We start from the raw sequence: 25,956 nt of genomic DNA on the forward strand, positions 1-25,956 counted from the left end.
GGGCGGAGGGGGGAGGGGGTGCTACTTCCAGGCGTTGCCCAGGATGTCCAGTCCGTGCAGCGCCTTGTCCCAGTTTGGGCTGCGCAGGGACACGATGAGCTCATCCGCGTTGACCATGGCTGCAAACCGCTCGAGGTACTCCGCCACGTCCGGAGCCGTTCCGATTGCGGTGTAGTTCAGCATAGAAATGATCTGCTGGCCTGCGTAGGAATCCACCAGGTGATCGAGTTGTTCCTCGGTCATCTCCCGGCCACGCCCAGCCATGGCCTTCACTGATGCGCGTGCCACCTGGGTGAAGTCCTCCTGCGCTTGCTCCATCGTGTCAGCAGCCGTCACGTTCACCGCGGCAATGAAGTAAGGCTCGGACAATGCCTCTGAAGGGGTGAATTCCTCTCGGTACACCTTGGCAGCGTGCTCCAAGTGTGTGGGGGCAAAGTGGGAGGCAAAGGCGTAGGGCAATCCCAACTTGGCGGCAAGGGTGGCACCAAACAGGGAGGAGCCGAGGATATACAGTGGCACGTTGGTGCCTGCTCCAGGAACTGCCTGCACACCGGGGATGGGGGAGTTTCCGGCGAGGAACTGCTGCAGTTCCACTACGTCTTGGGGGAAGGAGTCAGCCGCGCGAGGGTCGCGGCGCAGAGCGCGGCCCAAGGTGGTCTGGTCAGTACCGGGGGCACGGCCAAGTCCTAGGTCAATACGCCCTGGGTACAGCTCAGCCAGGGTGCCAAACTGTTCGGCGATGGTGTAGGGCGCGTGGTTGGGCAGCATCACGCCACCGGAGCCCAGGCGAATGGTGGATGTATGCGCTCCTACGTGGGAAATGAGCACTGCCGGTGCGGATGAGGAAATCCTGGGCATGTTGTGGTGTTCGGCGTACCAGACTCGGGAGAATCCGAGCGCTTCGGCGTTTTGGGCAAGTTGCACTGAACGCTTGAAGCTTTGTGCTGGGGCTTCACCTTCATACACAAACGCCAAGTCCAGGATGGAAAGGGTCAAAGGGCTGCCTTGGGGCTTTGGGAGTGCTGCGTGATCGCTCATTGCACTGCCTCCTTGATTTGCTGGACTGCTTGCTCAAGGATTTCCCGGCTGGTGGCAAAGTTTAGGCGTGCACAGTGGGAGAACTCAGGGCCAAACCAGGAGCCGTCGTTGAGCATCACCTTGGCATGCTTGAGTAGGAACTCGGATGGGGCGGCGGCGAGTTCGGCGTTGTGGGCGTTGGTGAAGTCGAGCCACATGAGGAACGTTGCTTCGGGGGCCACAACCTCAATGCCTGGGACGGCCTTTGGGAGTGCTTCCAGAAGGTAGTCTCTATTGGATTTGAGGTAAGCAATTTCTTTGTCCAGGAAGTCCTCGCCATCGCGGTATGCAGCCTCTGCAGCAACCAAACCAAGGGTGGATACACCGTCCTTGTGCACGGCACTGAGGTTGTTCCACACCTTCACGTCCTCGGGGTTGCTAAAAATCATCTGAGCGCACTTCAACCCGGCGGTGTTCCAGGCCTTTGAGGTAGCGGTGACGGTAATACAGACTTCTGCGGCTAGTGGGCTCACCCCGGCGGCAACCACGTGCCTTCCATCCAGCACCAATGGGGCGTGGATTTCATCCACAATCACGCGGGCGTGGTACTTTGCGGCGATCTCCACGAGCTCACGCAGCCACTGCTCGGAAAACGCCATGCCCAGGGGGTTGAAGGGGCTGGCCAGGATGATTGAGCGCGCGCCGTCGGCAAAGCCTTGCTCGATTTCCTCCAATGAGAGCCCGCTTGTGCCACTTTCAGCACCCGTGGCGTTGATAAAGATGCCTTCACGCTCAGCGGCAGCGAGTGTTTGGAAGAACGGCGGGTATGCGGGGATAGGCACGATTACCGGGGAACCCGCTGGTGTGTAGTGTTCCACGGCTAGGTAGACACCGCGCACTACGTCTGGCAGCGGGAAAATCCACTCGGGCTTGGCCTGGAAGCCGTACCTGCGTTGGTAAAACGCCGCTGTCTCGGCGGTCATCAGGGAACCATCCGGCGGGTACCCAAAGGATTCCCGTTCCACCGCGCCGCGCACCGCCTTTAGCACAGCGGGGCAGGTGGAGAAATCGGACTCGGCTACCCACAACGGCAGTACGTCGTCTGGGTAGCGCGTCCACTTCATGGTGTTGCGATTTTTCAGCTCTGCAAGTGAAGGAAATTCCATGACCCACACCATACGCGCACCCTAGGACACGCCGCCCGAATCATTCGAAAACCTCAGGCCAAACAGGTTTTCCGGGTGGAGATACAAAGCGGCGCACACCGCCGAACGAGCAGGGGTTTAAAGCCCGGAGAAACCAAAGCGCTTGAGCTGCTCTTTGCTTGCCTCGTTGGCGTCACGGGTCAGCGCCAGGAGTTCGGAGTAGATGCCACCGGAAACCGCCAGCTCGGCAGGGGAGCCAATCTCATCCACATGACCGTCCTTGAGGGTAATGATCTTGTCTACCCCGGCGATGGTGGAAAGACGGTGGGCAATGATCACCGTGGTGCGCCCGTGCATGAGCAGTTCCAGACCTTCCTGAACTGCGATTTCTGCCTTGGTGTCCAAGGCGGAGGTGGCCTCGTCAAGGATCAGTACTGGGGCGTCTTTGAGCATGGCGCGGGCAACCGCAATCCGCTGCTTTTGGCCGCCGGAAAGCCGCAGGCCGCGTTCGCCAATGAGGGTGTCGTAACCGTCCTGGAACTGGGAGATGAACTCGTGAGCGTTGGCGCGTTTTGCCACCTCAATGACCTGTTCTTCGGTGGCGTCCGGGATGGCGTAGGCAATATTTTCGCGGATCGTGCCGGAAAATAGGCTGGCCTCCTGGAACACCACGCCCACCGAGGCGCGCAAGGCCTCCGCGGAAACCTCAGCCACGTTGTGGCCGCACACTTCAAGCACGCCACCCTGTGGCTGGTAGAGGCCCAAAAGGAGGTTCACAATTGTGGATTTGCCGCCGCCGGACTCGCCAACCAACGCGATCTTTTCGCCTTCCTTGGCGTGGAAGGTGACGTTGTGAAGCACCTGCTCACCGGCATCGTAGGCAAAGTCCACCGATTGGAAACTGAGCATATTTTTGCCTGCAACCGGAACCAGCGGGGTGGCAGGGGTGAGATCCAGCGTGGGCACGTCGGAAGCAGTTGTTGCCGCGGCAATTTGCGGGTTGACCGTTGCCTCAAGCTCCTTGTCCATGATCTCGAAGTAGTCTTTGGAACCTGCGATGGCGCGTTGGGAGGTGTCTACTACCCAGCTCATCATGGTCATTGGCATGCGTGCCATGTTCACCAGTTGGATGAGCAGCACCATGTCGCCCAGCGTGAAGAAGCCGTGCAGCGTGCGGTAGAAGAGCATCAGGTAGATGCCAAAGAAAATGAGGTCCATGGTGCCGCCGCGCAGCACGTCCATGAAGTGCCAGAAGCGGGACTGTTCGCGGGTAAACACAACGGTGTCACCGAACCTGCGGCCGAAAGTGCTGAGCTCGCGGATCTCGGCAACGAAGCTCTTGACAACCTTTACCTGCCCAATCACCTCCGCGAAGCGGCCACCGGCGAGGTCAATTTGTTCATTCTTTTTGCCCTCAATGCGCTGCCACTTTTTGCTGGTGATCGCGGTGAGCCACATGTAAATCGGGATGATTACTGCGAGCAGGATCGCCAGCGGCCAGTAGTACCACGCGGAGATGCTCAGGACGGCGATGACCGTGACGATCATCGGGAAGAAGTTGTTGGAAAGCGCCTGCATAGCCTGGGTGATAGAGGTGATTGAACGATCCAGGCGCGCGATGATCGTGCCCGTCACCTGCGTATCAAAATAGCGCTGCGGCATCCCGAGGAGCTTGGCAAAATAGCGCGTGGAAAGCATTTGGCGTAGGCGCGCTGCCATGACGTCGCCGATATACCCACCCACATTGTGAAGCACGGTATTGCCCAGTTGTGCCGCGAGCAGCAGTAATGCCAGGAACACAACGTGCCCGGAAACCTCCGCCACCGAGCGTTCGCCAGTGACAGCGGCCACGATGGAATCGGTTGCATCCTTCAAAATAAACGGCGTGACCAGGGCCAGGCCCGCCACAAGGACAGCAGAAACGACGACGCCAAGGTAGTAGGGCCACAGCGTTGCAGCGCTGCGCAAGATCTTTCCGAGGGCTTTCATGAACAATCGAGCTTTCAATAATGCTGCCAAGGGTTGGATGCTGCGTATTACGGCATGCGCTGTAGGTGACGCGGCGCCCAAGCGGCGGCTTGTGTGGAGTTGGGCGAGTGTGCGGCTTGGCTGCTTCTGATTGCGCTCCTTCGGCGCGGCGCAGGTAGTCCCGCACTCCCGAGACCACCTTTCACTGTGCGGCCTTGGGGGCGTCGGAAATGCAAGCGTTGCAACGTCAGGTTGTGCCGTTTTTCGATGCCGCGGCCAAGCGGACTAAACTTACAGTAACTATGCCCTTGTTGGGTATTTCCAACGATTTGAGGAATCTCACCACATGCGCTTTGCTCGACTTTCGTCACAGATGACCGCCCTGGTTGCCGCTGCCGCGCTGGCCACAACCACTTTGAGCGCGTGTTCCCAGGAGGACCCGGCGGTGGCCGAGCTCAGCGTGGCCCCGACCACCACGGATGCGCCGGCGTTCCAGGCCAAAGAGGTGGACACCATCACCGCCCCGAGCCTCACTGAGCGGGTCAAAGACGAGGGCCTCAACGTGGAGTACGAGCTGCAAGGCGCAGGCTACAACAACGAGGGCGGCGGCAGCGTGATTTACGTGCTGGTCCACAACCTCAACGAGGTCCCCCTGCCTACCGACGCCATCACTACCTCCCTCAGAGTGAGCGGCACTGAAGTTTCCCCAATAGACGCGGGCACGATTCCGCTGGACCTGCCGCTCGGACCACTGGCCTCCACGAACCTGCAGTTCGCTTTTGACACCTCCACCGGCAATCTATGGGACGCCACCTTCCGAATTGGCAACGTAGAGTTCAACGGCAATCTGAACAACGTTTAAATTCTTGTAAACACCTAGTTAAACGGTACTTTTTGGCGCTACCCCCGGTGCTGGGGTGGCTTGTACATTTTGTTGTGCGTAGAGGCAGTTAGCATTCTTGCTGGCTGTTGGTTATTTTCGGGTTACGTTGAAGGTTATGCAAACCTTTGTGGCGGCGGGGGGGTGAAAAAGTTTTCTCCTTCATGGAACCGCGTGGGGGACTTCAACCGTCTAATAATTTGTGTACGGCTTGCCGCGCAGGCAACGAGGCCACACAACGCAGCGGGCTTTCACGCAACCCGGAAACCACCTCATTCCCGGGCTTGCGACGGCCGGAAATCCCCTCTCCCACCACGAGCAGGGTTTGTCCGCCAGGCCGAATAGCCCCAACGAGAATGGGTGTTGGGGTGCGAAAGGCGCTACAGGGTGGCCTGACGTGAGGGCAGTAGGGGTGTGCGTTCACGCGTCGCGCCGCTGCAGAAAGGGCTCGTAGCCTGCGAACATGCCGGAGCGCCCGCAAGGGTGCATCCCTCGGGGCATGCGGTTGGCACCAGGTTTTTCACATCTCTTGGTGCCAGCCAGCATGCTCCACACGGGATACACAACCGCAATCGTGAAGGGAAACCTCAACATGAACCAGGGCCCAAAACTCAGCGACATCAGCACCGAGCACGCGCTCACCCGCGCGCAACTTCCCGACGAGCCCAGCGCCCACCCCGCAGCGCAGGGCGCGCCTGCTGGGGTGAGCAGGGGAGCGGGCGATGGGTTTGGTGGGTTGGTTGGTTTGATGCTGCATTGGATTGGGGTGCTGAGCGTGATGTTGAGCGGGCTGTTAGAAAGGATTGGGGCCCGGGCAAAGAGCTGGGCTGGCGCTGGGGGCGGCGCCAGGAATGGAAATGGGAAGATAGCCACACTGTATCGGGGGGAATTGAATCGGGGGATGTTGAACGGGGCCACATCGAGTGGAGCCACACTGTATACAGACGCTAGCCGCGGGGGAATACAAGCAGGAGATGCTCCAAGCGGAGCTGGGTTGAACGTTGGGCCGAGTTGGGGACTGGGGGTGGTGCCAACGATGATGAAGGGGGCGGCAGTCGGAATTGTCGCGGGAACAATCGCAGCATGTTCACCGGGGCAAACGGCACTTATGGGAGCGGCCGACGTATTGACGGAAAAGTCGGCCAGCAGCGAACAAAGTCAAGCAGGGGAATCAGGGCTAGCGGGCGAGGGCCAACAATCGGGGCAAAACCAGGGGGGAAACGCGGGGTCTGGCAACGAAACGTCTGGCGTTGGGGTGGACTTCGATCCAAACGACCCCAACTTCGACTTCTTCGACCCCTGCGACGGCACAACGCCGGAACAAAAAATCGCGATGGGGTTGCCGGGGGAATATGAATACGCGGACGTAATGTATGAGATTCCGTATGCGCTTTGTGATTTCACGATTGAGCTTCCCAACGGGGAGCAGGGTGCAGTTTGGCTGGCTAACGATGCTGTTCCGTTGGCAGATCTGGAGGGGAAAGTTGTTTTTATAAGGGGTGATATGAACTCAGAACCCGATGAGTGGGTTCTTTACAGACTTGATCAGGTCGACAGCAAAAACTGCATTGCTTCTGTCTCGACATATCGCGGGCGAGTTCAAGTGGTATTCCAAGGATATTTCGATGATCGAAGCACAGATGAACTCTGCAATGATGCAGAAAATTATCTCTCGAAATTAATTTCTTACATATAAGGGGGACGAATGAATATTCAATTTGATGTGGAAAAGGCGAGGCAGATTTTTGACGACCTTCGCGATTTGACTTCTACAATCGCCAGATTTGATTTGCATGGTGCCGTCAAGAGCATCAACGGTTCGATTTCGATGAACACAGGTATTTCCAAATGGGGCGCTGCACAGAGCATGGTCCTCTATGGAGGATCGGGGTCTGCGCAGGCAATTTCTAAGTCTTTGAAGGAGCAGATCCAGTGGCTCTCCGAGGCCTTCGGCGCGAGCCTCGCGGCGCTTACTGGTCAGAATGAGTTTATGCGCCGGGGCATGGACATCGCTGACGAGGGCGGTTCGGTGGGGCAGGAGGAAGTGCCGTTTCCCACCCGGCCGGTGGCGCATACGGAAAACTTTGAGTTCCGCACCCCTGAGCACTGGCCTGCGGTGACGTTGGCTCAGCTTGTGCGTGAGATCAACACCACGGATATGGGGCAGATCAGCGCCGCCACCACCACTTGGAACAATCTTTCACAGCGCGCAGAGAATGTTTCGGCCCGCTTGAATGAGCTAGCCGGCAGCATTGCGAGCTCAACGTCGGGTGATGTCTTCGAGATCGCCACCGAGCGAGTCCAAGAAGTTGCTCGCTCCCTGGATTCCTTCTCTCAGCGCAGCAAGATGATGGCGGCAAATCTGCAGCAAGGCCAGGCGACAATCCAAGCGCTGCAATCCCACGCCAACGCCGTGCAGGCCTACGTGAACTCGATCATCGACCCCGTCGCAAAAGTCAGCGCAGAACGCGCAGCAACTCAATCATTAAATGCAGTGTTCACCAGCACCATCCCCACCATGGTGCCCACCATCAACAACTTAGTCACGGTAGAGGGCGCAGGTTCCTCCGGTGGCGGCGGGGGCTCGGTCACCGTGGGTATGGACAGCATCGCAGGCACCGAGGGAACCAAGGCCAAAGCCCTCGGCGCCCAAGCCGGCGGGACCACAGCACCTGCTGTGGCGGCGGCGACGTCGGCAAGCTCCCCGGAGGCGGCGGTGGCGCAGGCTCGAAACATCGCCACGAACGCCGCGCAGTTCATGGGTCCATCCGGTGTGGGTGGCTTAGGCTCCCTGCCGGGTTTTGGCGGCTTGGGCACGCTCGGCAACATCGGGCAGCTCACCTCTCCGGCGGGGTTGCAAGGCGGCCTGCCGGCAGGCGGCACTGCATTGATCCCCGGCAATTTCAAACCTGGCGCCCTCAACCCGGGTGGGCTCACCTCGGGCACCATTACATCCGGACCTCGATTCAACGGTGTGAACAACGGTCAGCGCACACCGCAGATGGGTGGAACGGCAACCGCGGCAGGTGCCTCGACGGCCGCCTCGCTCCCCAAGGGCTCCGCACTTTCCGGTGGCCTCGCTAAAACACTTGCCCTGAACGGCATTTCTGGAGTTGGCAATTCAGGCCTGGGCTCCGCAGTGGGCGCCGGCATGATGCCTGGCATCGGTGCAGGTCCAGGAGCTACTGGTGCCGTAGGGTCCGGCGGGATCGGCGGGATCGGCAGTGCCGGCGGAAAAGCAGGCGGCCTTGGGAAGGCTGCTGGAGCAGGTGGATTTGGTGGCGTCGGAAAGGGAATCCCCGGCAACGCCGTTGGGGCCGCTCCGATGGCCGCCGCCCCCATGGCACACGCAAAGGGTGCCGACGCGCGCCCGGCTGGTCGCGGGGCAATGATGATGGGCGGGGCTCCGATGGCAGGCGCCGCGGGGCAGCAATCCAAGCAAGGTAAAGTGAAGAGTGTGACCAGCCCTGCTGAGCGGGAGGGGAATGTCGCGGCTTTGCTGGGCGAACGGCCATCGGTGGTTCCTGGTGTGATTGGGGCGTGGGTTCGGCAGGGATAACCAAAGCCGTTAAGCTAGGTGGCTATGGCCCAAGAACCTGAACTGGTAGTGCTCGTTGACGAACACGGCACCCCCACCGGGGTAGCAGAGAAGGCAACCGTGCATACGGAAAATACCCCGTTGCACCTTGCCTTTTCCTGCTACCTCCGCAATGCGCAGGGCGAGATACTGCTTACCCGGCGTGCCTTGGGCAAACTCACTTGGCCTGGCGTCTGGACGAACTCCGCGTGCGGGCACCTCGCCCCGGAGGAAACCGCATATCAGGCACTGCGCCGTAGGGTGCCCCATGAGCTGGGGCTTGCCGTGGAGGCACTCACTGATGTTCGCGAAATCCTGCCCCACTTCTCCTACCGGGCCGTGGATTCCAAGGGAATTGTGGAGTGGGAGCTCTGCCCAGTGTTTGTGGCGCAGCTTTCGGGCCAGGAAATTTCACCGCGTGCCGACGAAGTTGAGGAACACGCTTGGGTAGGCCCAAGCCAGCTCCTCGCCGCCATAGACGCCGCCCCATTTGCGTTTTCCCCGTGGATGGTGGAGCAACTTAGCCACCCCGAGCTGCGCGAAGTGCTGCTAGAACACAAATCGAGCAGTATCTAAAGGCACCTGGACCCAATTGGGGCGGTGGCGGGCCTCGTAGGAAACTTCGTAGGCAAATCGCAGAGCGATCATAGCCTTGAGCTGGGGATCATCGGGGGAGACGCCATAGGCGGTACACAGCGCTTCTGGCGCCTCAAGGCCTGCGTAGTGGAAACTGCGGACCAGCCCCGCCAGGTCATACAACGCACTGGCCATGCCCACCGGTGCGCCGGGCTCGCCTTCAAAGTCCAGGAATACTACTCCTTCTTGCGTCTCAGCGAGCAGCACCTGACCCAGGTGGAGATCGCCGTGAATCCGCTGGGCAAGAGACTTGCTGGACAGCGCGTTGACGGCCTCTTCCACCTTGGCTGCATAAGGGGCGAGGAGGCCCTGGCGTCCACCTGTGGAATGCACAAATGCGTCCAAATCCGCCCGCGCCTTGGCCTGGAGATCCAGCGTTGTGGTGCCGAAAGCCTGCGCCAACTCGCCGTGCAGGTGCGCCAGCGCAGCACCGATGTTTCCAGCGGCCGTGACTACCCGCTCGGGCTGCTCGGTGACGGTCCGCCAAGCGTCCTGCGCTCCGGCGATTCGACTGGTCACGGCGGCAATCGTGAAATCCTGGTAGGTGACATAACCCAGCACCTCCGCTACGTGCCGGGTACATGCGCTTGGCAACTCTACGTCAGGGTGGGCGCCGCGCGGGCTGGTGCGGAAAAACTTCCACATCGCATCCCCAGTGATCGCCGTGGCGTTGGTTTGCTCCCCGGAAAGGGCCGTGACCTGCGGGGTAGAGGAGAGGTTTCCATGGGTATGGAACCTGTATTCGCCGTAGCGGCCAGCGAGGCAGGCTGCGATCATTGTGGACAGGGTGACGTCGGTACGCATGACATCCCTGCCTTGGGGGTCGCGGACTCGTTGATGCAGCAGGTCGTCGTCTCTGCTGAGATCCCAGGTGATCATGCGAAGGCTCCGTCTAGGTAGTCGAGGGTGCCAGATTTGAGGGTGATGGCGCCGGCTTCGGGCGACTCAGTTGCGATGGAAAGAGCCTGCCGGTGCTGCTGATAGCGTGGCCACGAAGGGGTGTTTCCACGCGCGAAGTCCACTGCCAAACCGTGCACACGCTGTACCAACGCTTCAGGCGGGTTGGGGATCACCTCGATCTTGCCAGGCTGCACAAACACTGCAGAATCGAACACCAGGGGAATGTCCACGCAATGGAAGGCGTTGCGGCCCTCGTACTGCGCCACCCACACGTCGGGGTTCGCGCCCAGCGCCGCCTTGGCCACGGTGCTGCGGATGAAAGCATCGCCAACAACATTCGCCGCCATCTGCCTGCCGTTTGCTTCCACATAGTCCACATACTTGCTGGTAGCGCCATACATCTTGGCAATCTGGCGCCGCCCAAACGCGCTTTGCCCAAACCGCGACGCATCCACCTTCCGCCCCCGCGGCGCGTGCCAAAACTCAGCCGACGTAGACGTAAGCACCATATCCACCCGCGCCAAATCCTGCGGATCCAGCGGCGCCGGACCAAACGGAATGCCGGAAAAGCGCAGCTTATGGTACCTTTCCAGGCCCCGCTGTAGCTTCGCAGGCTTGGCTTTAGCAAGGGCACTGCGGGTCAAAGGCATCCCCAAAGCAGCGCGTAACGACGTCTGGTGCGCCGCAACATGATCGCGCGGCAGCCCAGGGGACATCGCCCAAACGCGACGAAACATGCCGTCAAAGTGGTCCGCGCGCGAAAGCCACAGCACAATGCCGCCGCCCGCCGACTGTCCCATCAACGTCACATTCGTAGGATCCCCACCAAAATCCTCAATGTTGCGCTGAATCCACGCGAGCGCCAAATGGACATCATCCACCCCTCGGTAGTGATTCGGCAGGTCATCGCCGAACGGGAGGAAACCTGGCGCGGAGAGCCGATAGTCGATCGTGACCAACACAACCTGGTCTCGCGTGAAACCCGACCCATGGAACCAGCCCTCCGTCCTCGAGCCGGCAATGAACGCGCCCCCATGGACAAACGCGACCACTGGCAAATCATCGCCCGGCTGAGCATCAACGGGCATACTCACGCTGAGGTGCAGCTCCGTGGATCGGTTGGCGCTCGGATTCGGGGGTCGTGTTGTAGCGGTGGCCTGTGTAGCCTGTGTAGCCTGGGTGGCTAGTTGCGCGTTTTGGAAAGCATTTTCCATGGTGGCGTACACAATTGGTGCGAAGAGAGCCATGTGCTCAGCCCTCGGATCCACCGTGCCAACCCACTGGCCTTTTTGTCCGCGGCGCAATTCTAAACTCATACCTCCCCAATCTAGTGCTCAGTATGCGCCGGGGCGCGGTTGGTTGGCTCAGTGACGGTTTTCAGGACACCTTTGGTGTTTTCCTGTCGGGTTTGTTGCGAAGGTGTCCTGGTTTCCGTCGTTGGTTGGTGTTGGGGTGTGGTTGGTTGGCTCAGTGACGGTTTTCAGGACACCTTTGGTGTTTTCCTGCCTGATTTGTTGCGAAGGTGTCCTGGTTTCCGTCGTTGGTTGGTGTTGGGGTGTGGTTGGTTGGCTCAGTGACGGTTTTCAGGACACCTTTGGTGTTTTCCTGCCTGGTTTGCTGCGAAGGTGTCCTGGTTTCCGTCGTGGAAGAGCGCCAAACCGGAGGGGTAGGATTCTTGCATGACCAAATCGCAGTTTCCTCTCCAAGGTGCGTGGAATGGCTTTGCTGAGTTTTTGGCACAAGCTCCGCTAGTTGTGCAGGCACCGCTGCTGATTTTGGCGGCCTGTGTGGGATGTGGGGTGCTCGCTTTGGTGTGGCTACGGATTGTGGATCGGGTGGGCGTCGTTGTGCTGAAGGCCCTGGGTGCGATCGGTCTTGGTGAGGGTGTGGCGCCCCGCCCCCAGGGGAGCCAACAAGAAAACCCCCAAACCCCGTATGGGGTAGAGGGTTGAAGTTGGGGCTATTGTTAGACGGGCAATGCGTGAAGTTTAGGAAGGTATAACCATGGCTAACCCTGAGGAGCTGCGGAAGCGTGACCAGCAACTGCCCAAGCAGAGCCGTAAGTACCCGCAGTCGCGGGTGACTCAGGCCCTGTACTTGCTGATTCTCCTGGTTGTGGTGGCCTGGGTCATTTCGCTGGTCTAGCGCCCCAAGCCCCGAGTCTCAAGCCCCAAGCCCCAAGCCCCAAACCCTTACCGCTTGGCGGCCTCGGCGATGTCGCGGAACCAGGGGTGCGTGGGGAGGTCTTCGATGACCAGGGCTTTGCCTTCGTAGTCCGTAAGCGGGATGCACCAGTTGGGGTACTGGTCCTTGGTGGTGCCGGGCTGGTTTTGGGCGCGGCGGTCGCCGACCATGTCAACGAGGGAGGCGCAGGTCAGGGCGGATGGGGTGCCGGCCACGAAACGGTGGAGGCCTTCGATAAGGGTCTTGGTGTCGCCGCGTTCGTCGCGGGCGCGGCCCTGGAAGGAGTCGAAGCCGAAGGAGAATCCTGCGTCGCCGAACGCGCCTTCCTGACGCACCCGGTCTAGAACCTCAGCCTGCCACGCGGCATCTTGTTGTTCTTCCTCGGCGGCGTCGGTGGTGAGGATACCCAGGCGCTCACGCAGAGTGATGTGCTCACCGGCCAGGAAACCCGCGGTGGGCGGCAGGTCGTGGGTGGTCACGCTGGTCAGCGCCGCAGTGCGGTACTGGTGCTGGTGGCGTGCGCCTTCACCCTCTGGGTTGGCTTCAAACCAGAGGATGGAGGTACCCATGATGCCGCGCTGCGCTAGGAATTCTTGGACCCATGGCTCAAAGGTGCCTAGGTCCTCGCCGATCACCACGGCGCCTGCCCGCTCGGCCTCGAGCGCCAGGATGCCCACGAGCGCGTTGTGGTCGTAATTTACATAGGTACCGGTGGTTGGCAGTTGGGTGCGTGGGATCCAGTAGAGGCGGAAAAGGCCCAGGATGTGGTCCACGCGGATGCCGCCTGAGTGGCGCAGGACGGTGCGCAGGAGGTCGCGCCATTGGACGTAGCCGGATTCGGCCAGTTTGTCTGGGTGCCATGGAGGCTGGGACCAGTCTTGACCTTGTTGGTTGTAGTTGTCCGGTGGGGCGCCCACGGAGGAGGATGGGGCGAGGACAGGAGCATTGTTGTGGGCGTCGGCACCTGCGGGGTGCACGCCTACCGCGAGGTCGGCCATGATACCGATCCGCATGCCTGCGTCCTTCGCGGCGGATTGTGCGGCGGCGAGCTGCTGGTCGCAGATCCACTGCAGCCACATGTAGAATTCTGCGAGGTCTTGTGGGTCTTCCACGATGGCGTGGTCACCTACGGAGGCCTGCTGCGCGGATTCCTGAGCGGCGCACCACAGGGCAAAATCAGCCAAGCCGTGGCCTTCGCGGGCGATGTAGTCCTGGAAGTCCTGTTCGCGGGCTGGCTCGCGGCCGGCGGCGTAGATTTCGCGGAGGACCTGGAGCTTTGCGGCGTAGATGGGGTTGCGGTCGATCTCTTCGGCCTCGCGATTGAGGGCGGTGAACTCGGCGGCTATGTCAAAGACGTCTTCGCGCAGGTCTTCGCTCAGTGCTTCGAGTTCCGGGATGTCCTCAACGCGGATGTAGAGCGGGTTTGTGAACCGGCGGCTGGTGGGTAGGTACGGGGAGTCCTCCACGGGTGGGAAGGGTTCTGCGGCATGCATGGGGTTGACCAGGAGGAAGTCGCAGTGGGCGTCCTTTGCTGCCACGGTGGCCAGGTTGGCCATGTCGCGGAAGTCGCCGATGCCCCAGGAGTCGTTGGAGCGCACTGAATAAATCTGTGCCATCATGCCGGCCACGGGGGAGTTGATGAGTGCGTCGGTGGTGCTCAAGCGCGCTGGGGTGTTCACAAAGGTGCAGCTTGAGGTGAGGTTGGGGGAGGTCAAGGTGAGGGTGTGCCAGCCGAGCGGCGTGTCGCCCGGGATGCGGAAGGTTGCTTCGCCCCAGGTCACGCCGTCGATCTCGCGCGGCTGCGTCCAGTTTTCCACCTGCTCGGGGTTAAGCACGGCGCCGTCTTCCAGGGTGACCACCAGTTCGGCTGGCTGCCCGTCGTGCACGTGCACATTGACGTAGGTATCGGTGCCGGCCACACCCACGAGGGTGCGTGGGAGCGGGCGGGAGAATTCTTCGTCCTCGCGGCGGGTGATCGCCCGTTGAATCTGCTCTTCGCTGGGCATGGGGGCGTCGATAGGCAAGAATTCTGGCTGCTCAGGCGCCTGATCCTCGTTGCCGAACCGCACGCCGAGGGAGCGCAGGGTTTTCACCAGGGTGTCTTCGCTGACTTCAACGGTCTTGCCGCCGAACCCTTGGTAGGACGTTGTGACTGCGTATGAGGCGGCCAATTGCCGCAGCGTATCAATGTAACCCACGTTGGACATTGTGCCATCTAGGCACGGTTTTCACGTAACAAAGCCCTCAAGATAAACCTCACATTCACGCGTTCCGACGCCCCCAAGGCCGCACTCCGTCCACGCCCGCTGGGGAAGTTACGGTCCCGAATGCAGCCATGTGTCGGACCGAGACGGTAAATTGGGCAGGCAACAGCACCGTGACTGCACCCGTGATTGGGCAGGCAGGAACGAATAAAGACTTTGGAAGGGGAATCCAATGCAAGAAGTTGCAACGCCAGCGAAGTTCACCATCGGTGAGCATGACACCTGCCTCACCGCCATGCTTGGCTCCGCGAAGGCCCGCCCTTTCGGCGTGGTGTTTACCCGCCCGCAAAACTATGAGTGGATCAACGTCACCGCCGCGGAGTTTGTGGCGGAAGTGTATGAGGTAGCCAAGGGCTTCATCAACGCTGGTGTGCAGCAAGGCGATCGCATTGCCCTGTTGAGCGCAACGCGCTACGAGTGGTCCCTGCTGGACTTTGCCATCTGGGCCGCGGGTGCCGTGTCCGTGCCCATTTATGATTCCTCCTCGCTGTCCCAGATCGAGTGGATCATTGAGGATTCCGGGGCGGTGTTCGCGGTCACGGAAAAGCCTGAGCACACCGAGCTGATGCGCCACCTCGTGCTCGGCGAGGACGGCAAGCCAGCGCTCAGCGGCTCTTCTTCCCAGTTGCGCCGCATCCTGGAGATCAACTCCTCCGCGATTGAAACCCTGCGCTTTGAAGGCCGGCCAGTAGATGACGCCGAAGTGGACCGTCGCATTGCCGCCACAAAGTCATCTGACCTCGCCTCCTTGGTGTACACCTCCGGCACCACGGGCCGCCCTAAGGGCTGCCGCCTGACTCACCACAACTGGTTGGCGGAGGTTATGGGCTTGCTTACCAATGAGATCGGTGGCGTGGCCCGTCCAGGCAACCGCGTGCTTACCTTCCTGCCGCTTGCCCACGTTCTGGCCCGTGCGGTGTCGCTGGCCTGCGTGATTGCGGGCGCTACGCAGTCGCACTGGTCTGATTTCTCCACGCTGGTCCTGCAGTTCCAGCGCGCGCAACCACATCTCATCCTGGGCGTGCCGCGCGTGTTTGAGAAGGTGCGCAACGGTGTTGCCGCCAACGCGGCCGAGGGCGGTCCCGTCAAGGCTGCCATGTTCGCTGCCGCTGAAAAGGTGGCGGTGGAATACTCTCGAGCTCTGGATACTGCCGAGGGGCCAAACCGTGCACTGCGTGTGCGCCATAAGACCTTTGACCGCCTGGTGTACTCCAAGATTCGCTCCGCAATGGGCGGCGAGGTGGAGTATTGCATCTCCGGAGGTTCCGCCATGAACCCCGATGTACTGCACTTCTTCCGCGGCATCGGCGTGCCGGTGTACGAAGGCTACGGTCTGACGGAAACCACCGCGGCAGTGTGTGTGGATTTCAGTAATCAGCGTATTGGTACCGTCGGCTTGCCTGTTGGCGGCAACGCGATCCGGATCAATGAAGATGGCGAGATCATGGTCCGCGGCGACGTACTCTTTGACGGCTACTGGAACAATCCAGACGCCACAGCTGCTTCCATGACCGAGGACGGTTGGTTCAATACCGGTGACCTCGGCGAACTGCTGGACACCGGCCACTTGGTGATCACGGGCCGCAAGAAGGACCTCATCGTGACCGCCGGCGGTAAGAACGTTTCTCCAGGCCCAATGGAGGATATGCTGCGCTCCCACCCGCTGATCAGCCAGGCAATGGTGGTGGGGGATGGCAAACCGTTCGTAGGCCTGCTGGTCACGCTGGACGAGGACGCATTGGCTCGCTGGCGCAGCGCCCACAACGTGCCGGAGGCAAAGAAGATCTCCGAGCTGGCACACGACCCAGTGCTGCGCGCGGAAATCCAAGATGCCGTGAATCAGGTCAACGCAACCGTGTCCCATTCTGAGGCGATCAAGAAGTTCTACGTGCTTGACCAGGACCTCACTGAGGAAGCGGACGAGCTCACGCCAACCATGAAGGTGAAGCGCAACGTGGTCACCCGCCGCTATTCGGACGCGATCGAGCAAATCTACAAGGGCAAGTAGTGAGAAAATACTTTCCTTGATTTTCGGCGGGGCGCGCTGTCATGAAGGGCGCCTTGCCGTACAGTCCCTAGCGGATTGTGAACACCCCTCATCACTACAACTTGGAAGGAGCCACGGATGCAGTCTTTGGCAGCTACCTCGCGCCACCGTGAGCTCACCCAAGAGTTGTTCAACATTGGTGATGAGGTGGCGCAGTACTTGGAAAACCTTGCCCAAGCAGTTGCGGACTGGGACCAGGAACTCGCCGAAGACTGCCTGGTGGAACTTGAGGAAATCGTTGCCGACGCCCGCCTCGACGCCCGCCGAATCCACGCCGAACTCGCGGGTCTGCGCACGGCACTGACCAGCGGGATCGCGTCGGGAAGCATGAGCCTTGAGTCCGTCGAAGCGCCGCAGGTGGCGCCGCCGGTGATTATGACGGCGGCGTCGCTGCGCGACCGGTTCCCCATTCTCAACACCCCGGTGATCGTGGGGGAGTTGAGTCAGTCGCTGAACGCCCGCACCGAACTGGTGGAGGAATACCTCCTGCATGTGGTGGACTGGGTGCTCGCGTACACCGAATACGGTGCGCGGGACCTGGACGCGGTGCGTCTGCCCAAGCTCTACGAACAAGCAGGGCAGTTTGCCGCCGAGGCCGTGCAGGCCTGGATTGAGGTAGTTGCCGCGGCGCATGGCGCGTACACCCGCTCGATGCGTGGCAATAACCCGCCGGAGTTCCTGGCCGAACGCGCGCGGATCGCTGAGGTTGTGGCGCGTGTTGCACAGAAGAAGCGCCAGACCGCCGGGGAATATGCAGGCTAAACTCACACCATTTGGGGTGTATGTCCACGTCCCGTTCTGCTCCTCCCGCTGCGGCTACTGCGACTTCAACACCTACACCCCAGGGGAGCTGGGGAGCTCGGCCTCCCCGGAAAGCTACCTCGACGCGCTGGAGGTGGAACTGGAACTCGCGGCGGCCAGCCCGGGCGTGCGGCCTGCGGACACCGTGTTCGTAGGGGGCGGGACCCCCTCCATGCTCGGTGCGGATGGCCTCACCCGGTTGTTGAACGCGGTGCGCAACACCATCGGTATCTCGAACACCGCCGAAGTGACCACCGAGGCAAACCCTGAGTCCACCTCCCCTGAGTTCTTTGCGGCGCTGCGTGCGGCCGGGTTCACTCGTGTGTCCTTGGGGATGCAGTCTGCGTCGGAACGCGTGCTGCGGATCCTCGAGCGAAGGCACACGCCGGGCCGCGCCTTCGATGCCGCCAAGGAGGCACGCAAGGAAGGGTTTGCGCACGTCAACCTGGACATCATCTACGGAACTCCCACGGAAACCGACGACGAGCTCAAGCTCACCCTGGAGCGCACCCTCGATGCGGGGGTGGATCATGTGAGCGCGTACTCGCTGATCGTGGAGGACGGCACGGCGATGGCCCGCAAGGTGCGCAAAGGGGAGCTGCCGCCGCCGGACGAGGACGTGTATGCCGACCGCTACTGGATGATCGATGCTGCCCTCACCTCCGCCGGCTACCACTGGTACGAGGTATCCAACTGGGCGCTCAAAGGCGGCGAATGCCAGCACAACCTGGGCTATTGGCGCGACGGCGACTGGTGGGGCGCCGGCCCCGGCGCGCACTCACACATCGGCGACCAGCGCTTCTTCAACGTCAAACACCCGGCGCGCTACGCCAGCATCCTCGCCGCCGGCGACCTCCCCATCGAAGCCCGCGAAACCCTCAGCCCCCAAGAGCGCTACGAGGAACGAGTGATGCTCGGCCTCCGGCTCAAAGAGGGCCTCCCCACGAGCGAGCTCAACGAGACAGTTGTTGCATCCAAGGTTGCACTGGGGCTGCTCAAGCACGAGGGCAGTAGGGTGACGCTCACCGACAAGGGCCGCTTGCTTGCCGACGCCCTCATCGCCGATCTCCTCTTCCCTTAAGGTCCAAGCGTCCCCGAGGTTGAAGGGGTGGCTTGCCGCGACGGTTTTCAGGACACCTTTTGGTGTTTGGTGCCGGGTTTGCAGCGTAGGTGTCCTGGTTTCCGTTGTTGTTGGTGCTGGGGGTGTGGTTGGTGGCTTGCCGCGACGGTTTTCAGGACACCTTTTGGTTTTTCCTGCCGTGCTCTCGGCGAAGGTGTCCTGGTTTCCGTCGCAATCCGTACTGCGGCACCGCCGGCCTCCAAAGCGCCAGCGGCCAGGTGGATGCAGAAGGCACGGGATGCTGGATGTGCCGTGGTGGGGTGCGTCGCTAGGATGGTGTGCATGGCTGGAGCGGCACAGGAACGTAGGCAGGAAGTCCTTCGGGCGATTGTGGCTGACTATATTGCGGCGCAGGAGCCGATTGGCTCGAAGGCGTTGCTTGAGCGCCACAAGTTGAGCGTGAGTTCGGCAACGATTCGCAATGATATGGCGGTGTTGGAGTCAGAAGGCTACATCGTGCAGCCGCATACCAGTTCAGGGCGTATCCCTACGGAGAAGGGGTATCGGGCGTTCGTCGATTCGCTCCATGAAGTCAAGCCTTTGTCTGAACCTGAGCGCACCGCGATTCTTACTTTCTTGGAGGGCGGCGTTGACTTGGAGGATGTGCTGCGCCGGAGTGTGCAGCTTTTGAGCCAGCTCACCAGGCAGGCGGCGGTAGTGGCAATGCCCAATTTGAAGGTGTCTCGGGTGAAGCATTGCGAGGTAGTCCTCCTATCACCGGTGCGGTTGTTGCTTGTGCTGATCACCGATTCGGGTCGAGTGGAGCAGCGGAACGTGGAGCTCACAGAGTTGTGTGAGCCCGAACATGTGGTGCTGTTGCGTGACATTTTGAATCGCGCGTTGGAGGGCAAAACGCTCCCCGATGCGTCCGTTGAGTTGGCCAAATTGCCGCTAAGTCCGAGTGTTCCCAGTGAGGTACAGGGGCATCTTTTGCGCTGCTCAACCGTGCTTTTGGAGACGCTAGTGGAGCAGCCGAATGATCGCTTGATCCTCGCTGGGGCGGCGAACCTCACCCGGATTGCTCGTGATTTCCCCTCGGGTCTGCACGGGGTGCTCGAGGCGTTGGAGGAGCAGGTGGTGGTGCTGAAGCTGTTGGCGAACGTGGCTGATCTTGGGCATGTCTCGGTTCTCATTGGCGAGGAAAACCAGGATGATCAGCTCAATAATGCGTCGGTGGTTGCCGCAGGCTACGGTTCCGCGGGTGCTACGCTTGGCGGGCTCGGGGTGGTGGGACCCACGCACATGGACTATTCGGGGACGATGAGCAAGGTGCATGCGGTGGCTCGTTACGTCAGTAGGGTTTTGGAGTAATTGCCAGAGCCGCCGTCGCTACCCCCGCCAGAAACGTGCCCCGCAGAGTTTTCGCCATGCTTGGGGTGCGTTAAAATTGTCTGGTTTTGTGCCTACCCTCGTTCGCCCTGAGCGAGCAGGGGAATGTTTGCAGGGGCGGGAATCGTTAGACATAACGGTTGAAAGGCATAGCCCAGCACTACTAGTACTGACAGTTATCAATTAGACAAAGTTGGATGAAGAAGGAACCGTGGCTCGAGACTATTACGGCATTCTTGGCGTAGACCGCAACGCGAGTGATGCGGAGATTAAGAAGGCGTACCGAAAGCTGGCTCGGAAGTATCACCCGGATGTGAATGACACCGAGGAGGCTGCGGAGAAGTTCAACGAGCTCAGCATGGCCCAGGAGGTGCTGCTCGACCCTGAGAAGCGCGCGATTGTCGATCGCGGCGGGGACCCGATGGCGTCGGGCGGTGGCTACGGCCCTGGCGCAGGCTACGGTGGGGGCTTCGGTGCAGGCGGCGGGCTCGGTGACATTTTTGAGGCATTCTTCGGCGGCGCCGCCGGCGGTTCGCGCGGCCCGCGTTCGCGGGTGCAGCCAGGTTCGGATGCCCTACTGCGGATGCAGATCACTTTGGAAGAGGCGTTCGCCGGCGCAAAGAAGCCGGTCACTATTGATACAGCCATTGTGTGCGAGACCTGCACCGGCACTGGTTCGAAGTCTAAGTCAAAGCCAGACCGTTGCAGCAACTGTGGCGGCACGGGCGAGGTGCAGCAGGTGCAGCGCTCGTTCCTCGGCAACGTGATGACCACCGCCACCTGCCAGGTGTGCCAGGGATACGGCGAGGTCATCCCTGATCCGTGTGATACCTGTGGCGGTGATGGTCGCGTTGCGGCGCAGCGTGATGTTGTGGTGAATGTGCCTGCGGGTATCGTCGATGGCATGCGCATCCGCATGGCTGGCCAGGGCGAGGTTGGGCACGGCGGCGGCCCCGCTGGCGATCTCTACGTTGAGGTCCAGCAACTGCCGCACCCTGTGTTCCAGCGGGAGGGTGATGACCTGCACTTCACGGTACACGTGCCCATGGTGGACGCCGCGCTCGGCACCGCATTCGAGGTACAAGACCTGGGTGGCGAGCCCATCGAAATCACAATCCCGGAGGGCACCCAGCCGGCGGAGCGAGTGGTGATCGCGGAGCGCGGCATGCCTCACCTGCGGTCCCAGGGTAAAGGTGACGTCATCGCGCATGTGGACGTCACTGTCCCCACGAACCTCGACGATCGCTCCCGCGAGTTGCTCACCCAGTTGCGCACCCACCGCAGCCACGAGGCCACCGCAGTCTCCCACGCCGACGACGGCCAGGACACCCTCTTCGGCCGCATCCGTAGGAAGTTCCGCCGCTAAATGTCGCTTCCGCTGTTCATCTACGACCTCGAAACCCTCCTCGCCGGCGGCACGCCCGAACTCCCCGAAAGTGGCGAGGTGCGCCTCAGCGGCCCGGAGGGGCGCCATGCGGTGAGCGTGAAGCGGATCGCGCAAGGGGAGCGGATCCTGCTTTCCGACGGCTACGGGTCCCTCGCAACAGTGCTGGTCACAGGCACTTCGGGGAAGGATGCCCTCAGCGGCCAAGTGGAGGAAATCACGCGCACGCAGATTTCCCCCACGGTCACGGTGTTCCAGGCTCTGCCTAAGGCCGAGCGCTCCGAGCTTGCCGTGGACCTGCTCACCCAAGGAGGCGCGGATGAGATCGTGGCCTTTGAGGCCGAGCGCTGCGTAGCTAAATGGGTGGGCAGCAAGCGGGACAAAGGCCTGACAAAATGGCGCCAGGCCGCGATCGCCGCCGCCAAACAGTCACGCCGTGCCACGGTCCCGCAGGTCACCGGCCCCATGAACACCGCACAGGTCGCCGCAGCACTTACCACCTTTGACCTGGCCCTCATCCTTCACGAGGAAGCAGCCGATCCCATCCGTGCCGCGCTGAGCACTGCCGACGTCGGCAAGGCCGCACGCATCGCCGTGATCATCGGGCCCGAAGGGGGACTCAGTGCCCAGGAAGTTGCCGTGCTCCAAGAAGCAGGGGCGACCGCGATCAAGTTGGGGCCGGAGGTGCTGAGGACCGCTACGGCCGGGCTGGCGGCGCTCGCGGTGATCGGCTCGGCTACCGCTCGCTGGTAAGATGTGCGAGAACACGCCCGGCCAACTTAGAAGCTGAAAAGAGCTGATCCGCACCCTTGAGCGCTGCACCCACCCCGGAAGAGACCCCGGAAAAGACCCCGGCACCGAACTCAATGATGAAACGCACCCTTGAGCTTGACCCCGCCCACGCCAACACCGTCCTCGGCACGCACGATGCGCACCTGCTCATCCTGGAAAACCTCCTTGACCTCGCCGTTTTTGCGCGTGGCAACGAGGTCACCATTTCTGGCTCAGAGATCGCTGTGGCCAGGGCCGTGCGCACACTGAAGGAGCTGCAGTCAATGGCGCGGCGTGGCCATGTGATCACGCCGGACTCAGTGAAGCACACCCTGGAGGTGGTCACTACGAAGGCGCCAGATTCGGTGGAACAGATCCTGGCTGGTGAGATTTTGGCGCGCCGGGGCAAGGTGATTCGCCCCAAGACGCTCGGCCAGAGCGAATATGTGGACGCCATTGATGAGCATACGATCGTGTTCGGCCTCGGGCCCGCGGGCTCCGGCAAAACCTACCTGGCGATGGCCAAGGCGGTCCAAGCCCTGCAGGCGAAGCAGGTCAGCCGCATCATCTTGACCCGCCCAGCCGTTGAAGCGGGGGAGAAGCTGGGCTTCCTGCCCGGCACGTTGAATGAGAAAATCGACCCCTACCTGCGCCCTTTGCACGACGCGCTGCGGGACATGGTGGAGCCGGAGGTCATTCCGAAGCTCATGGAAGCCGGCATTATTGAGGTGGCGCCGCTGGCATACATGCGCGGGCGCACGCTGAACGACGCCTTCGTGATCCTCGACGAAGCCCAAAACACTACCCCGGCGCAGATGAAGATGTTCCTCACCCGCCTTGGTTTTGGTTCCAAGATGGTAGTTACTGGCGACATCACGCAGGTAGACCTACCCGGCGGGCAGAAGTCTGGGCTGCGCCTGGTGCGCCACATTCTCCGCGGCGTGGAGGGAGTGCACTTCAGCGAGCTGGGATCTCAGGACGTGGTGCGCCACCAGCTTGTGGGGCGCATCGTGAATGCATATGACGCCTACGAGGAGCAGCAGGAAAAGGCGCGGCGGAGTAAAGAGCAAACAGTGAAGGAAGAAGGGCGGGATTCGCAGTGAGCATTGAGGTGATCAACGAGTCCGGTTTTGATGGGGTTAACGAGGAGGCGTTGATCAGCGCGGCGTCGTTCGCCCTGCAAGAGATGGATGTCCACCCCGATACAGAGGTGACCATCTCCGTGGTGGATATCCCCACTATGAGTGACCTGCATGTGCGGTGGATGGACCTGGAGGGCCCCACCGACGTTATGAGTTTCCCCATGGATGAGCTGACCCCGGGCATGGGCCGCCCCGACGCTCAGCCTTTGGGCCCGGCGATGCTTGGTGACATCATCTTGTGCCCCGAGTTCGCCGCTAAGCAGGCGGAGAAGGCCGGCCACGATCTTGGCCATGAGCTCGCCCTGCTCACCATCCATGGCTGCCTCCACCTCCTGGGCTATGACCACATTGAGCCGCGGGAGGAGCAGGAGATGTTCGCCCTGCAAAACGAGCTTTTGCGGGACTGGTACGCAGACAACGAGCGCCAGGGCATCAACTTCGGATCTCGGCCCTCCAACCCTGGGGCGTTTCCCTCGGCGGCGGAGCGCGCGGAGCTGGACAAGCGGGTGCTCGATTCTTCCGGGGACGGCGCTCACGGTGCTGGCGGTGCTCACGGTGCTGGCGGCGGGATCCCCGCCATCGGGGAGATTGATCGGGGCCAGCGGTGAGCCCCTTGATCGTGGCGCTGGTGACTATGGTCGCGCTGTTGGCGTCGGGAGTGATCTCCACCGTGGAAACCGCGGTGAGCCAAGTGTCCCGCGCACGCGTGGAGCACATGGCCAAGGAAGAGGACGCCCCGGCGGCGCGCGGTCTGCTGAAGGTGCTGGACCACCGCGCGGAACACATCAACCTGCTGGTGTTTTTCCGCACCATTCTGGACGTCACCGCCGCCGTATTCGCTGCGGTGTTCGCCTTGGAATTCGTCCAGGATGAGCGCTGGGCATTAGTAGCGGCGATCGCTGGTGTTTCGTTGATTACCTTCGCGGTGATCGGCGTGTTTTCACGCACCATGGGCAAGAAGAATCCCTACACGATCTCCCAGTACAGCGCTGGTTTACTCAACGTGTTTGCGTTATTCTTGGGCCCCATCCCCAAGGTGCTCATCAAGATTGGTAACGTGATCGCGCCGGGGCCCGGTTTTCGCGACGGCCCTTATTCCACCGAAGTTGAGCTGCGGGAGATGGTGGACATCGCCCAAGAGCACGGCGTGGTGGAGATTGAGGAACGCCGGATGATTCAGTCGGTGTTTGACCTGGCCTCGCAGACTGCGCGTTCCGTGATGGTGCCGCGCCCGGAAATGGTGTGGATTGAATCCAATAAAACCGCAGGCCAGGCCACCAGTTTGTGTGTGCGTTCCGGGTTTTCTCGCCTGCCGGTTATCGGTGAGACGGTTGATGAAATCCTAGGCGTGGTGTACCTGAAGGACCTGGTCCAGCGTACGTACTACTCCACGGATGGCGGCAAGTCCGTCACGGTGGATGAGGTGATGCGCCCGGCAACCTTTGTGCCCGACTCCAAAAACCTCGATGCCCTGCTCCACGAGATGCAACGCGACCGCTACCACATCGCCATGCTGGTGGATGAGTACGGCGGCATCGCCGGGCTGATCTCAATTGAGGACATTCTGGAAGAAATCGTGGGCGAGATCGCAGACGAATACGATGATCGCGAGATCGCCCCGATCGAACGCATCGAGGATCAGCCACCGGCCTACCGCGTGGTGTCGCGCCTCTCTTTGGAGGACCTGGTGGAGCATCTGCGCGAGGAGCTCGGCGTGGACATCGAGTTCACAGAGGACATCGAGGATCAGGTAGACACGGTTGCCGGCCTCATCGCGTATGAAATGGGGCGTGTGCCACTGCCGGGGACTACGGTAGAAACGTGCGGGCTGCGCCTGCGTGCAGATGGCGGCCGCGACCGCCGTGGCAGAATCCGCGTGAGCAGTGTGCTCGTGACGGTATTGGAACAACAAGATCAAGAAGAAGACTAAATGAATATCATCTCCATCCAGTCGCACGTCTCCTACGGCCACGTGGGCAATTCCGCGGCGGTGTTCCCGCTGCAGCGCATCGGCCATGAGGTGTGGCCGGTGCACACCGTGAACTTCTCCAACCACACGGGCTACGGCCAATGGGGTGGGGAGCTCATCCCGGCCGAGCAGGTGCGCGAGGTGATCGATGGTATCGACGCCCGCGGGGCACTTCCCAAGGTGGACGCGGTCATTTCCGGTTATCAGGGTGGGGCGGACATCGCGGATGTCATCATCGACGCCGTTCAGCGGGTAAAGGCCGAAAACCCCAACGCTGTGTATGCCTGCGACCCGGTGATGGGTAACGCGAAGTCCGGTTGCTTTGTGTCTGACCTCATCCCGCCTCTGCTGCGCGACCGCGTGGTTCCGGTTGCAGACATCATCACGCCGAACCAGTTTGAGCTCGGCTACCTCACCGGCATCGAGGCGCACGACATCCCATCGACCCTTCAAGCCGCGAAGGCTGCCCAAGAAATGGGGCCGAAGACCGTGCTGGTGACGTCGGTACTGCGCCCCGACGCACCGGAGAACACCATCGAAATGATCGCCGTCAATGAGTCCGGCGCTTGGATTGTGCAGACCCCATTCCTGGACTTCAAGCGCAACGGCTCCGGCGATGTTACTGCGGCCCTGTTCACCGGCCACTACATCCGCGATTTCGACGCCGCCAAGGCCCTAGGCAACACGGCGGCAAGCGTGTTCGGTCTGATTGAAGACACGTTCCACGCCGACTCCCGCGAGCTTACCCTGGTGGATTCCCAGGAGCAGTATGTGGCGCCACGCCATACCTTCGCGGTGGAGCAAATCGCCTAAGAGAAACCG

Annotated in this window: 22 protein-coding genes; 16 read left to right on the forward strand and 6 right to left on the reverse strand. The window is 61.3% G+C overall.

Translation table 11 applies throughout. The features are described from left to right. Window positions 1-21 precede the first annotated feature (21 nt). The 3 genes from NQ018_RS00005 to NQ018_RS00015 all read right to left on the reverse strand — a co-directional run bounded on the left by NQ018_RS00005 (window position 22) and on the right by NQ018_RS00015 (window position 4,151). Window positions 22-1,038 (reverse strand): LLM class flavin-dependent oxidoreductase, encoded by a 1,017-nt coding sequence (locus NQ018_RS00005; protein ID WP_257057256.1) that lies wholly within the window; start codon window positions 1,036-1,038, stop codon window positions 22-24. Beyond that, window positions 1,035-2,183 carry a MalY/PatB family protein gene (locus NQ018_RS00010; RefSeq protein WP_257057258.1) on the reverse strand — a complete coding sequence of 383 codons (1,149 nt, stop codon included), beginning with the start codon at window positions 2,181-2,183 and terminating at the stop codon, window positions 1,035-1,037. The genes NQ018_RS00005 and NQ018_RS00010 overlap by 4 nt, the downstream gene beginning before the upstream one ends. A 117-nt stretch (window positions 2,184-2,300) precedes the next feature. After that, window positions 2,301-4,151, reverse strand: coding sequence for an ABC transporter ATP-binding protein (locus NQ018_RS00015; protein WP_257057260.1), 1,851 nt, complete (start codon window positions 4,149-4,151; stop codon window positions 2,301-2,303). A 325-nt stretch (window positions 4,152-4,476) separates the two neighbouring features. Between NQ018_RS00015 and NQ018_RS00020 the strand changes: the two genes are divergently transcribed. The 4 genes from NQ018_RS00020 (at window position 4,477) to idi (ending at window position 9,163) form a co-directional block, all read left to right on the forward strand. Further along, window positions 4,477-4,992 carry a hypothetical protein gene (locus tag NQ018_RS00020; RefSeq protein WP_257057262.1) on the forward strand — a complete coding sequence of 172 codons (516 nt, stop codon included), beginning with the start codon at window positions 4,477-4,479 and terminating at the stop codon, window positions 4,990-4,992. A gap of 1,045 nt (window positions 4,993-6,037) precedes the next feature. Continuing rightward, window positions 6,038-6,706 (forward strand): hypothetical protein, encoded by a 669-nt coding sequence (locus NQ018_RS00025; protein ID WP_257057264.1) that lies wholly within the window; start codon window positions 6,038-6,040, stop codon window positions 6,704-6,706. 9 nt (window positions 6,707-6,715) lie between these two features. Beyond that, window positions 6,716-8,569: a hypothetical protein gene (locus NQ018_RS00030; protein ID WP_257057266.1), complete on the forward strand. Its 1,854-nt coding sequence runs from the start codon at window positions 6,716-6,718 to the stop codon at window positions 8,567-8,569. Window positions 8,570-8,593: 24 nt separating this feature from the next. Then, entirely contained in the window at window positions 8,594-9,163 is a 570-nt protein-coding gene (gene idi, locus NQ018_RS00035) for an isopentenyl-diphosphate Delta-isomerase (RefSeq protein ID WP_257057267.1), read from the forward strand. On the opposite strand, the gene NQ018_RS00040 is transcribed toward idi, so the two are convergent. Together NQ018_RS00040 and NQ018_RS00045 are read right to left on the reverse strand one after the other, a co-directional pair. Further along, complete coding sequence (locus NQ018_RS00040; protein WP_257057269.1) at window positions 9,137-10,102, reverse strand: phosphotransferase; 966 nt, start codon at window positions 10,100-10,102, stop codon at window positions 9,137-9,139. The two genes, idi and NQ018_RS00040, sit on opposite strands and share 27 nt — an antisense overlap. Then, entirely contained in the window at window positions 10,099-11,439 is a 1,341-nt protein-coding gene (locus NQ018_RS00045) for a carboxylesterase family protein (protein WP_257057271.1), read from the reverse strand. The genes NQ018_RS00040 and NQ018_RS00045 overlap by 4 nt, the downstream gene beginning before the upstream one ends. A gap of 363 nt (window positions 11,440-11,802) precedes the next feature. On the opposite strand from NQ018_RS00045, the gene NQ018_RS00050 reads away from it, so the two are divergent. Next, complete coding sequence (locus tag NQ018_RS00050; RefSeq protein WP_257057274.1) at window positions 11,803-12,075, forward strand: hypothetical protein; 273 nt, start codon at window positions 11,803-11,805, stop codon at window positions 12,073-12,075. Between the two features lie 52 nt (window positions 12,076-12,127). Then, window positions 12,128-12,268: a hypothetical protein gene (locus NQ018_RS00055; RefSeq protein WP_257037923.1), complete on the forward strand. Its 141-nt coding sequence runs from the start codon at window positions 12,128-12,130 to the stop codon at window positions 12,266-12,268. A 47-nt stretch (window positions 12,269-12,315) separates the two neighbouring features. Here the strand turns inward: NQ018_RS00055 and malQ are convergent, their stop codons facing one another. Then, window positions 12,316-14,505 (reverse strand): 4-alpha-glucanotransferase, encoded by a 2,190-nt coding sequence (malQ, locus tag NQ018_RS00060; RefSeq protein ID WP_257057277.1) that lies wholly within the window; start codon window positions 14,503-14,505, stop codon window positions 12,316-12,318. Window positions 14,506-14,743: 238 nt separating this feature from the next. On the opposite strand from malQ, the gene NQ018_RS00065 reads away from it, so the two are divergent. From NQ018_RS00065 to pdxY, 10 genes are all read left to right on the forward strand, one after another. Then, window positions 14,744-16,579, forward strand: coding sequence for an AMP-dependent synthetase/ligase (locus NQ018_RS00065; protein ID WP_257057280.1), 1,836 nt, complete (start codon window positions 14,744-14,746; stop codon window positions 16,577-16,579). 117 nt (window positions 16,580-16,696) lie between these two features. Beyond that, a complete protein-coding gene (locus tag NQ018_RS00070) occupies window positions 16,697-17,380 on the forward strand; it encodes a hypothetical protein (protein WP_257057283.1) in 684 nt (227 codons plus the stop codon). Continuing rightward, entirely contained in the window at window positions 17,370-18,500 is a 1,131-nt protein-coding gene (gene hemW, locus NQ018_RS00075; RefSeq protein WP_257057286.1) for a radical SAM family heme chaperone HemW, read from the forward strand. The genes NQ018_RS00070 and hemW overlap by 11 nt, the downstream gene beginning before the upstream one ends. Window positions 18,501-18,821: 321 nt before the next feature. Beyond that, window positions 18,822-19,850, forward strand: a complete 1,029-nt coding sequence (gene hrcA / locus NQ018_RS00080) for a heat-inducible transcriptional repressor HrcA (protein ID WP_257037928.1) — start codon at window positions 18,822-18,824, stop codon at window positions 19,848-19,850. A 229-nt stretch (window positions 19,851-20,079) separates the two neighbouring features. Continuing rightward, window positions 20,080-21,234 (forward strand): molecular chaperone DnaJ, encoded by a 1,155-nt coding sequence (gene dnaJ / locus NQ018_RS00085; protein WP_257057289.1) that lies wholly within the window; start codon window positions 20,080-20,082, stop codon window positions 21,232-21,234. Continuing rightward, a complete protein-coding gene (locus NQ018_RS00090; protein ID WP_257057292.1) occupies window positions 21,235-22,005 on the forward strand; it encodes a 16S rRNA (uracil(1498)-N(3))-methyltransferase in 771 nt (256 codons plus the stop codon). A gap of 113 nt (window positions 22,006-22,118) precedes the next feature. Then, window positions 22,119-23,126 carry a PhoH family protein gene (locus NQ018_RS00095; RefSeq protein WP_257057877.1) on the forward strand — a complete coding sequence of 336 codons (1,008 nt, stop codon included), beginning with the start codon at window positions 22,119-22,121 and terminating at the stop codon, window positions 23,124-23,126. Beyond that, on the forward strand, window positions 23,123-23,773 hold the full coding sequence (ybeY, locus tag NQ018_RS00100) for an rRNA maturation RNase YbeY (protein ID WP_257057302.1): 651 nt from the start codon (window positions 23,123-23,125) through the stop codon (window positions 23,771-23,773). The genes NQ018_RS00095 and ybeY overlap by 4 nt, the downstream gene beginning before the upstream one ends. 26 nt (window positions 23,774-23,799) lie before the next feature. Further along, complete coding sequence (locus tag NQ018_RS00105) at window positions 23,800-25,095, forward strand: hemolysin family protein (protein WP_306428844.1); 1,296 nt, start codon at window positions 23,800-23,802, stop codon at window positions 25,093-25,095. Beyond that, the gene (gene pdxY, locus NQ018_RS00110; protein ID WP_257057307.1) at window positions 25,096-25,947 is read left to right on the forward strand and encodes a pyridoxal kinase PdxY; all 852 of its coding nucleotides are present in this window, start codon (window positions 25,096-25,098) and stop codon (window positions 25,945-25,947) included. Window positions 25,948-25,956: the final 9 nt, after the last annotated feature.

It is taken from the genome of Corynebacterium kozikiae (genome assembly GCF_024580965.1).
GTDB classification, from domain to species: domain Bacteria; phylum Actinomycetota; class Actinomycetes; order Mycobacteriales; family Mycobacteriaceae; genus Corynebacterium; species Corynebacterium kozikiae.